Source organism: Marinactinospora endophytica (assembly GCF_054780875.1).
Genome location: NZ_BAAGVM010000014.1, coordinates 15,090 through 27,694 on the forward strand (window position 1 = coordinate 15,090; position 12,605 = coordinate 27,694).

At 72.7% G+C, this 12,605-nt stretch carries 11 protein-coding genes and 1 pseudogene; 6 read left to right on the forward strand and 6 right to left on the reverse strand.

The window, feature by feature from the left end; all coding sequences use genetic code 11:
* Nucleotides 1-145 precede the first annotated feature (145 nt).
* The 3 genes and pseudogenes from ACYVHU_RS22560 to ACYVHU_RS22570 all read left to right on the forward strand — a co-directional run.
* Nucleotides 146-720: pseudogene (locus tag ACYVHU_RS22560) on the forward strand (aminoacyl--tRNA ligase-related protein); the annotation flags it as partial.
* Nucleotides 718-1,158, forward strand: a complete 441-nt coding sequence (locus ACYVHU_RS22565; RefSeq protein ID WP_498949513.1) for a His/Gly/Thr/Pro-type tRNA ligase C-terminal domain-containing protein — start codon at nt 718-720, stop codon at nt 1,156-1,158. The pseudogene ACYVHU_RS22560 and the gene ACYVHU_RS22565, both read left to right, overlap by 3 nt.
* A gap of 175 nt (nt 1,159-1,333) precedes the next feature.
* On the forward strand, nt 1,334-2,272 hold the full coding sequence (locus ACYVHU_RS22570; protein WP_498949447.1) for a DMT family transporter: 939 nt from the start codon (nt 1,334-1,336) through the stop codon (nt 2,270-2,272).
* 68 nt (nt 2,273-2,340) lie between these two features.
* Here the strand turns inward: ACYVHU_RS22570 and ACYVHU_RS22575 are convergent, their stop codons facing one another.
* The 4 genes from ACYVHU_RS22575 to ACYVHU_RS22590 all read right to left on the reverse strand — a co-directional run bounded on the left by ACYVHU_RS22575 (nt 2,341) and on the right by ACYVHU_RS22590 (nt 5,680).
* Nucleotides 2,341-3,837: a carboxylesterase/lipase family protein gene (locus ACYVHU_RS22575; protein ID WP_432940257.1), complete on the reverse strand. Its 1,497-nt coding sequence runs from the start codon at nt 3,835-3,837 to the stop codon at nt 2,341-2,343.
* Nucleotides 3,838-4,202: 365 nt separating this feature from the next.
* Nucleotides 4,203-4,631, reverse strand: coding sequence for an organic hydroperoxide resistance protein (locus tag ACYVHU_RS22580; protein ID WP_498949448.1), 429 nt, complete (start codon nt 4,629-4,631; stop codon nt 4,203-4,205).
* A 7-nt stretch (nt 4,632-4,638) separates the two neighbouring features.
* Entirely contained in the window at nt 4,639-5,133 is a 495-nt protein-coding gene (locus tag ACYVHU_RS22585) for a MarR family winged helix-turn-helix transcriptional regulator (RefSeq protein WP_498949450.1), read from the reverse strand.
* Between the two features lie 79 nt (nt 5,134-5,212).
* Nucleotides 5,213-5,680: a MarR family winged helix-turn-helix transcriptional regulator gene (locus ACYVHU_RS22590; RefSeq protein ID WP_498949451.1), complete on the reverse strand. Its 468-nt coding sequence runs from the start codon at nt 5,678-5,680 to the stop codon at nt 5,213-5,215.
* Between the two features lie 128 nt (nt 5,681-5,808).
* Between ACYVHU_RS22590 and ACYVHU_RS22595 the strand changes: the two genes are divergently transcribed.
* Nucleotides 5,809-6,888: an FAD-dependent oxidoreductase gene (locus ACYVHU_RS22595; protein WP_078764074.1), complete on the forward strand. Its 1,080-nt coding sequence runs from the start codon at nt 5,809-5,811 to the stop codon at nt 6,886-6,888.
* A gap of 72 nt (nt 6,889-6,960) precedes the next feature.
* Nucleotides 6,961-7,920 (forward strand): nucleoside hydrolase, encoded by a 960-nt coding sequence (locus ACYVHU_RS22600; protein ID WP_432940251.1) that lies wholly within the window; start codon nt 6,961-6,963, stop codon nt 7,918-7,920.
* A 51-nt stretch (nt 7,921-7,971) separates the two neighbouring features.
* Here ACYVHU_RS22600 and ACYVHU_RS22605 read toward each other — a convergent pair whose 3' ends face one another.
* Both ACYVHU_RS22605 and ACYVHU_RS22610 read right to left on the reverse strand, forming a co-directional pair.
* Nucleotides 7,972-9,066, reverse strand: a complete 1,095-nt coding sequence (locus ACYVHU_RS22605; RefSeq protein ID WP_432940248.1) for an NADH:flavin oxidoreductase/NADH oxidase — start codon at nt 9,064-9,066, stop codon at nt 7,972-7,974.
* A gap of 292 nt (nt 9,067-9,358) precedes the next feature.
* On the reverse strand, nt 9,359-9,562 hold the full coding sequence (locus tag ACYVHU_RS22610; RefSeq protein ID WP_078764071.1) for a cold-shock protein: 204 nt from the start codon (nt 9,560-9,562) through the stop codon (nt 9,359-9,361).
* 299 nt (nt 9,563-9,861) lie between these two features.
* On the opposite strand from ACYVHU_RS22610, the gene ACYVHU_RS22615 reads away from it, so the two are divergent.
* The gene (locus tag ACYVHU_RS22615) at nt 9,862-12,177 is read left to right on the forward strand and encodes an FdhF/YdeP family oxidoreductase (RefSeq protein WP_432940244.1); all 2,316 of its coding nucleotides are present in this window, start codon (nt 9,862-9,864) and stop codon (nt 12,175-12,177) included.
* Nucleotides 12,178-12,605 lie beyond the last annotated feature (428 nt).

Here is a 12,605-nt window from a genome sequence, read left to right on the forward strand (position 1 = left end):
CGTACGCCAGGCCCTGGAGGACTACGTCCGCGACCTGGAACGCCGCTCGGGCTACCTGCACGTCCACTCCCCCATCCTCGGCAAACGGGAGCTGTACGAGATCTCCGGGCACTGGCCGCTCTACGGCGACGACATGTTCCCCCCGATGGAGCTGGGCGCGGAACAGGTCGTCCTGCGGCCGAGCCTGTGCCCCCACCACGCGCTGATCTACCGTTCCCGGGAACACGGCCACCACGACCTGCCGCTGCGGATCGCCGAGCTGGGCGCCATGTACCGTTCGGAGCCGTCGGGCTCGCTCGGCGGGCTGACCAGGGTCAGGGCGATCCAGCTCAACGACGCCCACATCTTCTGTCCCCCGAACGGATCGCGGAGGAGGCCGAGGCCGTCCTGGAACTGATCCGCCGCGCCTACCGGGCGCTGGGCATCCGCCCGGTCCGCCACCGGTTGTCCCTGCCCGCAGCGGACGGGAAGTACGTCGCGGATCCGCGGATGTGGCGGCGGGCCGTCGCGATGCTGACCGAGATCCTGGACGGGGCGGGGCTGGACTATGAGACCGCCGAGGGCGAGGCGGCCTTCTACGGCCCCAAGCTCGACGTGCAGATCGCCGATCCCACCGGCCGGGAGTCCACCCTGTCCACCCTCCAGATCGACTTCCACCAGCCCGAACGCTTCGGACTGCGCTACACCGGCGCCGATGGGCGCCGGCACCGACCGGCCATGCTGCACCGCAGCGTCATCGGCAGCGTGGAGCGGGTGGTCGCCCACCTCCTGGAGGTGCACGGCGGCGCCTTCCCCGCCTGGCTCGCCCCGGTCCAGGTGGCGTTCCTGCCCGTCTCCTCCACCGAGTCGCCCCGCGCGCGGGAGCTCGCACGGCACTGCACCGACCTGGGGCTGCGGGCGGAGGTGCGCGACCCGCGCGACGGCAGCCTGGGCGCTCGTATCCGGAGCGCGCGGCTCGTTCCCTACCAGGTGGTCATCGGAGCCAGGGAGGCCGCCGAGGGCCTGGTCTCCCTGCGGGTGCGCGACGGCCGCCGGCTGGACGCGCGGCCGGCCGAGGAGGTGGTGGGCCGTATCGGTGAGCTGGTGAGAACCCGCGAGGTCGACCTGTGGCCGGACAACCCGGCGCGTCCCGGCCGGCCGGCGGGTGCGCGCGCGTGAACCTCCCCCGCGGGGCCGGGAGGAACCACCCGTTCACAATGGGCATTCGTCCCCGAAACTACACTTTCCTCCGGTAAGGACCGGCCAGGGCGGCGTCCGCGTCGTCCCGGCCGGCGACGCCCCGAGCTGGAAAGGCCGACCATGCCGATGCGGACCCCCGCGGGAAACGGTGACCATGGGTGAGACCCGTCGCGGGGACCGGATGTGGGCGGTGGCCCTGGCCGCCGGCCTGTGGGGTACCTCCTCCCTCATGCGCGAACCCCTGTCCGCCGACCTTCCGGCGCCCACCATCGTCTTCTTCGAGCACGTGGTGATCGTGGCCTGCCTGCTGCCCTGGCTGTGGCCCGCGCTGCGCGCGCTCGCGGGCGCCGGGCCCCGGGTCGTCGTCGCGATGCTCGTCGTGGGGGGCGGCTCCTCGGCGCTGGCCACGACGCTGTTCACGGCCGCCTTCACCCTCGGTGACCCCGTCACCCCGCAGGTCCTGCAGAAACTCCAGCCGGTCTTCGCGATCGTGCTGGCGGTGGCGCTGCTCGGCGAGCGGCTCACCCCGCGGTTCGCGTGGTATGCGATCCCCGCGCTGGCCGGCGCCTGGATCCTCGCCTTTCCCGACCCCCTGTCGGTGAGCGTGCGCGGCGCCCAGGCGGCGGCGCTGGCCGTCGGCGCGGCCCTGCTGTGGGCGGCGGGGACCGTGCTGGGCCGCTTCGCCGGCCGCCACCTGTCCTTCCTCCACGTCACCGCGCTGCGGTTCGGCATCGCGCTGCCCGTCACCGCCGGGATCACGCTGGTCACCGGCTCGTCGTTCGCGATCGAGGCGGGCCACCTGCCGATGCTGTTCGCGCTGGCCCTCGTCCCCGGTCTGTTCGCCCTGGCCGTCTACTACTGGGGACTGAGCCGCACCGCGGCCAGCCGCGCCACGCTCGCCGAGCTCTCCTTCCCCCTCGTGTCGGCCCTGGTGGGCGTGTTCCTCCTGGACGCGCGGCTCACCTGGGGTCAGTGGGCCGGAGCCGCGCTGGTGCTCACCGCGGTCACCGCGATGGCGCTGGGCCGCTCCGGTGGGCGGTCCAGCGGGGTGGTCGAGGCCCCGGTCACCGGCGCCTCCCGCCCGAAGGGGTGACCTCGGGGCCGGCCGGTGCGCGTTCGCCGGCCCCGCCCAGGGCGGGCGGGGCCGGCGAAGGTGCGGTTTCAGCGGATCCCCTCCCACAGCAACCGTTCCCGCCGGCCGGGGTCGACCGCCACCGCCGTCTCCTCCCCCAGCTCCATGACGTTGCGCCCCGCGCCGTAGACGGGCCACTCCGGCACGCCGCCGGCCTGGGGACGGCCGGTGCGCGCGAAGGAGGTCCACAGGGCGCGCATCCTCGCCGACAGCTCCTCGGGCGGGTTCTCCCCCAGGATCGGGTCCGCCAGGTTGCCGAAGACGAAGCCGATCTCGGCCGTGTGGCAGGCGCCCAGGGCTCCGCCCAGCACCGGGGTGGCCCGGGTGAACTCATAGACGTAGGTGCCGGCGTCCCGGGAGGCGCGCGCCTCGGCCAGCCGGATCGCCGGGACGCGGTAGCCCTGGTCGGTGAGCAGCGCGGCGAACAGGTCACCGGGCGTGGCGCCGGGGCGCTCTTCGGCGTAGACCGCCACCGCCGCGGGGTCCAGCCCGTAGGCTCCGGCGACGGCCTCGACCACCGGAGGGGTGAGGCGTTCGGCCATCCCCGATGGGACGAGGAAGAGCCGGAACTCGTCGCTGTTGGTACCGGTGATCAGGTCGATCTCCCGGCCCGCTCCCGCGGCGATGGCGTCGACCGGCCGCGCCGGGAGCGTCGAACCGTCCACCACCGGGAGCACGCTGGTGCCGCCGCCGGTGGACTCGCCCCATTCGGCGGCGTCGGCGGCCCGCGCCATCTCGGCGCGCAACGCGGTGTCGGCCGCGATGAGGCGTTCGGGCTCGGCCGCGGCCAAGGCCTCGGTGGTGGCGGGCACTCCGGCCAGGGAGGCCAGTCGCTCGGTGATGCGCCGGGCGACCTCCTCGGGGTGACTGTGGTGACCGGCGCCGCTTTGGGTGATGGCGCGGCGGAACAGGCCCTGGGCGCGCGGCATGGTCATGAGGGCCGCGATGGAGATGGCGCCGGCGGACTCGCCGAAGACGGTCACGTTGTCGGGGTCCCCGCCGAACAGCGCGATGTTGTCGCGGACCCACTCCAGTGCCGCGATTTGGTCCAGCAGACCGAGGTTGGCGGTCCCGTCGGGAAGCAACAGGAAGCCTTCGGGGCCCAGACGGTAGTTGAGGGTGACGCACACGACGCCCTCGGCGGCCAGTCCGGCGCCGTCGTAGACGGGAAGGGTCCCCGCGCCGTTGCGGAAGGCGCCACCGTGGATCCAGACCATGACCGGCAGTCCACCGTTTCCGGGGCCGGGTTGGGGGGTCCACACGTTGAGGTGGAGACAGTCCTCGCCGGCCTCGCGCGCCTCGACGAGGAGACCGGCCATCGCCGGCGAGTAGCCGGGCTGCGGGGCGCTGGGACCGGGGGTCAGGGCGTCGCGGACGCCGTCCCAGCCGGCGGGCGGCGCCGGGGGACGCATCCGGCGCGGCCCGAACGGCGGCGCGGCGTAGGGGATGCCCAGGAAGGCCGCGACCCCTTCGGGGCGCCAGCGTCCACGCAGGGCTCCGGCCGGCCGGGAAACAACGACATCCATGAATCCAACCTTTCGATCCTCACATTCCGGCCGATCATCGTCACGGCTCGCGCGGAGAACGGCAACCGGTTTTCCGCTCTCGTCCTCTCTCTGACCGGAAAGCAACCCCCGGTCTCCACCGTGGGCCATGGATTGTGACTTCACACTGCCTTTACGACGTAGATCCGAACGTGGGCGCGCGCCGGGACCTGCCCGGAAACCCCCTAGGGAGAGGCGCGCGGCCCGAGCACGCCACGACCACCATCGACCGGGGCAGCGGAGACGGCTCCCCCGAGGGTGGACCGGTCGGCGAAGCCGGACGGACACAAGCGTGTGGGGCGGGCGGACGCGAACGCCCACCCACCCCACACGGGATTCACGCGGACTCAGGCCGCGGCGACGTCGAGCTTGACCTCGATGTTGCCGCGGGTGGCCCGGGAGTAGGGGCAGGTCTGGTGGGCCTTCTCCACCAGCTCGCGCAGCTCCGCCTCGGGCTTGCCCGGGGCCGAGACGGTGAGCTCGACCGCCAGGTCGAGACCGTCCTCGCCCTGGCCGATGCTCACCTTGGCGTTGACGGTGGAACCGGAGACGTCGGCCTTGGCCTCGCGCGCGACCTTCTTCAGCGCGCCGTGGAAGCAGGCGGCGTAGCCCACCGCGAAGAGCTGCTCGGGGTTGGTGCCCGGGCCGTCGTCGCCGCCGAGCCCCTTGGGCACGGACAGGTCGACGCTGAGGCGGCCGTCGTCGCTGGCGCCCTTGCCCTTGCGCCCCTCGCCCTCGACGGTGGCCTCGGCGGTGTACAGGACGTTCATGGTCACACCTTCCCTATTTCTCTTTCTCTGAGGTCGACGGCCGCCCCACGGCCGTGGGGTCGTGGGCCGCGACCGATTCGGTGAGCTGGTCGAGGAGCCCTCGCAACCCTGCGACCTCGTCCTCGGTCAGGCCGGTGGCGCACAGCACCCGGCCGGGGATGGGACGCGCGCGTTCGCGCAGCGCGGTCCCGGTCTGGGTGAGCGTGACCCGGACGACCCTCTCGTCCCCGGTGTCACGCCGACGCCGGACCAGACCTCGGGCCTCCAGCCGTCGCAGCAGCGGCGACAGGGTTCCCGAGTCGAGGCGCAGGGCCTCCCCCAGGTCCCCGACCGACGCCGTCCCGCGTTCCCACAGGGCGAGCATCACGAGGTACTGGGGGTAGGTGAGGTCCAGATCCGCGAGCAGGTCGCGGTAGAGGCCGGTCATGGCGCGTGAAGCCGCGTAGACGGCGAAACAGAGCTGACCGTCGAGGGAGAGGGGATCCCGTTCGGGGACTGCTTCCCCCATCCGCACACCTCCTCGACTCCTCGATCAATATGAATTTAGCACAATTCAATTGCACGCAATAGAACTGGTGGCCCTCATCTCACGGATCCACGGTCACCGGCACCGGCCCCCGTCCCTCCTGGGCCGCCCTGAGCTTGTCGGCCAGCGCCCTGAGCGTCGCCAGTTCCTCCTCCGAGAGCGCTCCCCCGACGCGGTCGGCGATGGCCGCCGCGTGACGGCGGCCCACCCTGCGCTGGATCTCGCGCCCCCGCTCGGTCAACCGGACCACCGTGGCGCGCCGGTCCGCCGGATCCCCGCAACGGTGCACCAGCCCGTCCGCCTCCATCCGCTCCACCAACCGGCTCAGACTCGGCTGCGTCAGCAGGATGTGGGCGTTGAGGTCGCGCAGCCGGGCCCCCGACGGGCACCGCGACAACGTGTAGAGCACGTCATAGACCCGCATGGAGACCTCCTCCCCGCGAAAGTCCTCCTGGAACCCCCGCATCAGCGCCGTCTGGGCGCGGGCCAGGGCCTCCCACGCCTCCTCCGCCGTCCTGTTCCTGGCCATCGCACCCCTTCGTCCATCCCGCGAACGTCCTCCGCATGATCGCATCGCGTCCCACAAGCGGGAATAACCGCACCCTTCCCCCGCCTTGTCTACATGCAAACGCATGGAAATGGGCGGAGGAGGGCGGCATGACCGGCGACGTGACCGACGTGGACACCGTGATCATCGGCGGTGGTCAGGCCGGCCTGAGCGCCGCCTACTTCCTGGCCCGACGCGGCTCGGTCCCCTGGCGCGACCACGTGGTGCTGGACGCCTCCCCCGCGCCCGGCGGAGCCTGGCAGCACGTGTGGCGGTCGGTCCGGCTCGTCTCGCCGCCCGCCTACACCAGGCTGCCCGGCCTCCCCTGGTCCCGCCCCTTCCAGGGACCGCCCAGCGGACCGGAGGTCGCCGCCTATCTCGCCGAGTACGAGAAGCGCTTCGCCGTGCCGGTCCTGCGCCCCGTCCGGGTCCGCCGCGTCCACGACGCCGAGGCCGCCCCGGGGGCAAAGCCCCATGGCGCGCTGCTGGTGGACACGGACGAACGGACCTGGCGGGCGCGTGCCGTCATCAACGCGACCGGTACCTGGGACCGCCCGTTCGTCCCCGTCGTGCCCGGCATGGCGGAGTTCGGGGGCCGGATGCTGCACGCCGCCGACTACGACGCTCCCGAGGAGTTCACCGGAGCCCACGTCGTCGTGGTGGGCGGGGGCAACTCCGGGGCGCAGATCTGCGCGGAGGTGTCGGCGGTGACGGACACGACGTGGGTGACCCGACGCCCGCCGCAGCTGCGCGACGCCTCCTTCAGTGAGGCCGAGCTGGTCGCCGTCACCGACCAGGTGGCCCAACGGGTCGCGCGCGGGCTGCCGCTGCGCAGCGTGGTGAGCTACACGGGGATCGCCCGGACCCCGGCGGTGCGGGCGGCCGAGGAGCGGGGGGCGCTGACCGCCCGCCCGATGTTCCAACGGGTCACCCCCGACGGGGTGACCTGGGCCGACGGCACCCGGCTGCGCGCCGACGTGATCCTGTGGGCGACGGGCTTTCGCCCCGCCCTGACCCACCTCGCCCCGCTGCGGCTGCGCGGACCGCTCGGCGGGATCCGCCTGGTCGGCACCCGCGCCGACCACGACCCCCGGGTCCACCTCCTGGGCTACGGCCCCTCCGCGAGCATGATCAGCGTGCACCGGGCCGCGGCGCGCGCGGCCCGCGAGGTGCGGGCCGGTCTGTCCTGAGGCGGGCAGTGGCGATAACCTGCGGCGAAACCCCCAACGTCCCCGTGGACGCGCAGCACCGCAGGAGGTCGCGTGAGCCTTCCCCTCGTCATCGACACCGATACCGCCCAGGACGACTGCGTCGCCCTGCTGATCGGCCTGCTGGATCCGCTGGCCGACCTGCGCGCGATCACGATGGTCGCCGGCAACGTCGGGTTCGACCGCCAGGTACGCAACGCCTTTCTGACCCTCAACGCCGCCGGACGGCTGGGGGAGGTTCCGGTCCACCTCGGCTGCCGCCGGCCCCTGACCCGCCCCTGGGTGAGCGCGGAGAACGTGCACGGCGACGGGGTGGGCGGACTGGACATGGACTTCACCGGATGCGCCCCCGAGGCCGAGCACGGCGTGGACGCGCTGGTGCGGCTCGCCGCCGAACGACCCGGCGAGCTGTCGATCGTGGCGATCGGGCCGCTGACCAACATCGCGGCGGCGACCCTGAAGGATCCCGACTTCGCCGGCAACGTCAAGACGCTCTACGTCATGGGCGGCTCCAACAACGGGCGCGGCAACATCACCGCCGCGGCCGAGTTCAACTTCTACGTCGACCCCGAGGCGGCCAAGGCGGTGTTCGCCGCGGGGTTTGAGATCGTGGTGATCCCCTGGGACCCGCTGACGTTGCGCCAGGCCGTGTTCGGCCCGTCCGCGCTGGCCGAGATCGCCGCCCTGGACACACCGCTGGCGCGGTTCTTCACCCGGGTGTGCGCCGCGACACTGGAGTTCGACCGGTCGGTGGGCATCGACGGCACCACCCACCCCGACTCGCTGACCGCGGCGCTGCTGCTCCACCCGGAACTGGTGGTGCGCTCGGCGCCCTACCACGTCGACGTCGAGACGGCGGGGGAGCTGACCCGCGGCTATGCCGCGATGTCGTGGGGCGTGCACGGTCTGGCGGCCAACGCGACCGTGATCGAGGAGGTCGACGCCGCCGGCTTCTTCTCCTACCTGCGCGCCCTGCTGGCCAGGTCGGTCACCCCGGTGCGGCCCTTCGCCTGAGCCCGGTGTCCGGGGCCGCCCCCGCGGTCCCGGACACCGGCCCGATCCCGATCAGACGGCGTAGCCGTACTGGATCGGCCACTGCACCCGGGAGCCGAGCTCGGCAGCGGCACGCAGCGGCCAGTAGGGGTCGCGCAGCAGCTGACGGCCGATCATGACCGCGTCGGCCTGGCCGGAGGAGACGATCTCCTCGGCCTGGGCGGCCTCGGTGATCAGCCCGACCGCGGCGGTGGGCAGCCCCGTCTCGGAGCGCACCCGCGCCGCGAAGGGCACCTGGTAGTTCGGGGCGACGGGGATCGGCGCGACGGGGACCATGCCGCCGGTGGAGGTGTCGAGCAGGTCGACGCCGCGGGCCTGGAGCTCCTTGGCCAGGCGCACGGTGTCCTCGCCGCTCCAGCCCTCACGCGGGTCGTCGGTGTCGCCGCTGAGCCAGTCGGTGGCGGAGACCCGGAAGAACAGCGGGAGTTCCTCCGGCCAGACCTCGCGCACCGCCTCGGTGATCTCCAGGGCCAGGCGGATGCGGTTCTCGAAGGAGCCGCCGTAGGCGTCGGTGCGCCGGTTGCCCTGCGGGGACAGGAAGGTGTTGATCAGGTAGCCGTGGGCTCCGTGGATCTCGGCGACCTGGAATCCGGCCGCGTGGGCGCGGCGCGCGGCGTCGGCGAAGGAGGCGATGACGTCGGCGATCTGCCGGGTGCTCAGCTCCTCGGGAGCCGGGAAGTCGCCGAAGGGGATCGGCGAGGGGCCGGCGGTCTTCCATCCCCCGTCGGCGGGGTCGATGGGGCCGCCGCCGAGCCAGGGCTGGCGGGTGGAGGCCTTACGGCCGGCGTGGGCGAGCTGGATGGCCGGGACCGCTCCCTGGTCGCGGATGAAGCGGGTGATCCGGGTGAACGCCTCCTGCTGGCGGTCGTTCCACAGTCCCAGGTCGGCCGGGGAGATCCGCCCGTCGGGGTGGACCCCGGTGGCCTCGACCATGACCAGACCGGCGCCACCGGCGGCACGCGCGGCCAGATGGGCGAAGTGCCAGTCGGTGGGCACCCCCGCCTCGGGACCCTCGGTCGCCGCGGAGTAGGTGCACATCGGCGACATCCAGACCCGATTGGGCACGGTGAGCGAGCGGAGGGTGAGAGGTTCGAACAGTACGGTCACGTCGGGACGGTCCTTCGTGTCGGCTGACGGTCTGGTCCATCCCGAATTTAGTTGCACAAGCGCTTTATTTCAATGTGACGCTATCAACGATCGGGGGTATCCACCCCACGCGCCGAACCCGCCGGGGACACCGTCCCGCACGGCGACGGCCACGACCGGAACACGCGGCGGCGGACGGTTCCGCGCCGACGACAGGACACGAGATCACTCGGAGGGGAGACAGGGCCGGAAACGACGGCGGGGCCGCCCGGATCCCCGGGCGGCCCCACTGGCACGCTTCGAAACGCGAGACCTAGATGGCGCGGACGTTCTCGGCCTGCGGGCCCTTCGGGCCCTGCGTCACGTCGAACTCGACGCGCTGGTTCTCGTCAAGGTTACGGAAGCCGCTGCCGGCGATGTTGCTGTAGTGGACGAAGACGTCCGGGCCGCCGGCGTCCTGGCTGATGAAGCCGAAGCCCTTTTCGCCGTTGAACCACTTCACGGTTCCCTGAGTCATGCGATACTCCGATTTCTGAGATCGGTTCCGGCCCCGCGCCCTGCGGGTCGGAGGGTGCTGCGAACCTTTCCCGAAAACGAAAAACGCCCGCCGGTCAAAAACTCCGCGGGCGATCACATGCGATCAGGCGAAATCAAGACTGCAACCCGTGGACCACGGTACCACATCATGCGCCTCCTGTCGCATCCCCATCACACGCGGCCCGTTCCCCGCGTCGCGCAGGCCGGCTGGGACAATGAATCCCGAGCTCGCGGAAGCGGGCACCCGGATGGTCACCAACGTCGGCAAGGGAGGGCACCATGTCCAGCGCGCCCATCGAAGACCCCCGTCAGGACCGGCCCCGCATCGGTCCCCCGGGGCACGCCGCCGCCGGACTGCCCGCCGTCACCAACGCCCTGCGGACGACCGGACGCCAGGCCGGCGCCCGACGCGGCCTGCGGCTGCTGCTCGACGTCAACCAGAAGAAGGGCTTCGACTGCCCCGGATGCGCCTGGCCCGAGGACGAGCGCAGACACCTGGCGGAGTTCTGCGAGAACGGGGCCAAGGCCGTCGCCGAGGAGGCGACCCGGCGCGCGGTCGGCCCCGACTTCTTCGCCCGCCACTCCGTGGCCGACCTGGCCCGACGGTCGGGTTACTGGCTGGGGCAGCAGGGCCGGCTCACCCACCCGATGTACCTGCCCGAGGGGGGCACCCACTACGAGCCGATCGGCTGGGACGCCGCCCTCGACCTCATCGCGGCGGAACTGCGCGGCCTGGACTCGCCCGACGAGGCCGTGTTCTACACCTCCGGACGCACCAGCAACGAGGCGGCGTTCCTCTACCAGCTCCTCGCCCGGCGGCTGGGCACCAACAACCTGCCCGACTGCTCCAACATGTGCCACGAGTCCTCCGGCTCGGCGCTCACCGAGACCCTGGGGGTCGGCAAGGGCAGCGTGCTGCTGAAGGACCTCTACCAGGCCGACCTCATCATCGTCGCCGGGCAGAACCCCGGCACCAACCACCCGCGGATGCTCACCGCGCTGGAGAAGGCGAAGCGCGCCGGGGCGCGGATCATCACCGTCAACCCGTTGCCCGAGGCGGGGCTGGAACAGTTCAACAACCCGCAGTCCCCCCTCGGCCTCCTCGGCCGCGGCACCCCGCTGACCGACCTGTTCCTCCAGATCCGCCTGGGCGGCGACCTCGCGCTGTTCAGCGCGCTCAACCGGATGCTGGTACAGGCCGACGAGCAGGCCCCGGGCACGGTGCTGGACCACGACTTCGTCGAGACGCACACCCACGGCTTCGCCGACTACCGCGCCCACCTGCTCAAGACCCCGGACGAGGAGTTCTGGGCCGAGGTGACCCGGGCCACCGGCCTGCCGCGCGCCCGTATCGAGGAGGCGCTGGCGCTGGTGCTGGCCTCGAAGCGGATCGTGGTGTGCTGGGCGATGGGCCTCACCCAGCACCGCCACTCCGTGCCCACCATCCGCGAGGTCGTCAACTTCCTGCTGCTGCGCGGCAACGTGGGACGGCCCGGCGCGGGGGTGTGCCCGGTGCGCGGGCACAGCAACGTCCAGGGCGACCGCACCATGGGGATCTTCGAACGTCCCGCGCCGGAATTCCTGCGCGCCCTGGGCGCGGAGTTCGGCTTCGAGCCGCCCCACCACCACGGTCACGACGTCGTGCGCGCCATCCGCGCCATGGGCGAGGGCGCGGTGCGGGTCTTCTTCGCCATGGGCGGCAACTTCGTCTCGGCCAGCCCCGACACCCTCGCCACCGAGGCGGCGATGCGCCGCTGCCGGCTCACCGTGCACGTGTCGACCAAGCTGAACCGCTCCCACGTCGTCACCGGGGCCCGCGCGCTGATCCTGCCGGCGCTGGGGCGCACCGACCGTGACGTGCGCGACGGCCGGGAGAGGTTCGTCACCGTCGAGGACTCCATGGGCATGGTGCACGCCTCGCGAGGCAGCGTGCCCCCGTTGTCGGACCAGATGCGCGCCGAGGTCGACATCGTCGCCGAGCTGGCCCGGCGCACCTTCGGGCCCGAGGACCCCGTGCCCTGGGAGGAGTTCGCCGACTACGACCGCATCCGCGACCGGATCGAGCGGGTGGTGCCCGGGTTCGACGACTTCAACGCCCGGGCGCGCCGCCCCGGAGGGTTCACGCTGCCGCACGCGCCGCGGGACGAGCGTTCCTTCCCCACCGCCACCGGCCGGGCGAACTTCACCGTCAACGAGCTGACCGTGCTCGAAACCCCGCCGGGCCGACTGCTGTTGCAGACGCTGCGCTCCCACGACCAGTACAACACGACGATCTACGCGCTGGACGACCGCTACCGGGGCATCAAGGACGGCCGCCGGGTGGTCCTGGTCAACCCGGACGACTGCGCCGAGCTCGGGGTCAAGGGCGGGGACTACGTGGACCTGGTGAGCGAGTGGCGCGACGGCGTGGACCGGCGCGCGCCCCACTTCATGGTGGTCGAGTACCCCACCGCCAAGGGGTGCGCCGCGGCGTACTACCCCGAGACCAACGTGCTGGTACCGCTGGACTCCACCGCGGAGGTGTCCAACACCCCCACCTCCAAGTCCGTGGTGGTCCGCCTGGAGCCCGACTCCGGAGCCCCGCTCCCCTCCTGATCCCCGCCGCTCCCACGGGCCGTTCGGCCCGGGCGCCGGCGGTGGAGCGGGGCCGCGCGCCGGTCGGGGGCGTCCGCCGACGGCGGTCACCTCGCCGCGGGGCCGGGACGCGGCCGTCCTCCCGTTCCTAAGGATGGTATGGGCGATGAGGAGAGACACCGGGGAGAGCGGGGCGACACGACCACCACGCCTCCCCCGGTGGCACGCCCGCGGCGCGCCCCGCCCCTCTGGACCGCTGACCGGGTGAGCGGCCCACCGCGCCTCCCCCGGCGTGGGAGGCGCGCGCCCCCGTGGCACGGCCCGGGACGCGCCCGACGGGCCACGCCCTCCCCCGGACACGGTGCCGGCTCCCCACGGCACGCCGTGGCAACGCGCCAGGTCCCGGTCGGGCGCCATGGCTCTGTCACCATGGCTGGGGCGCGCCGGCG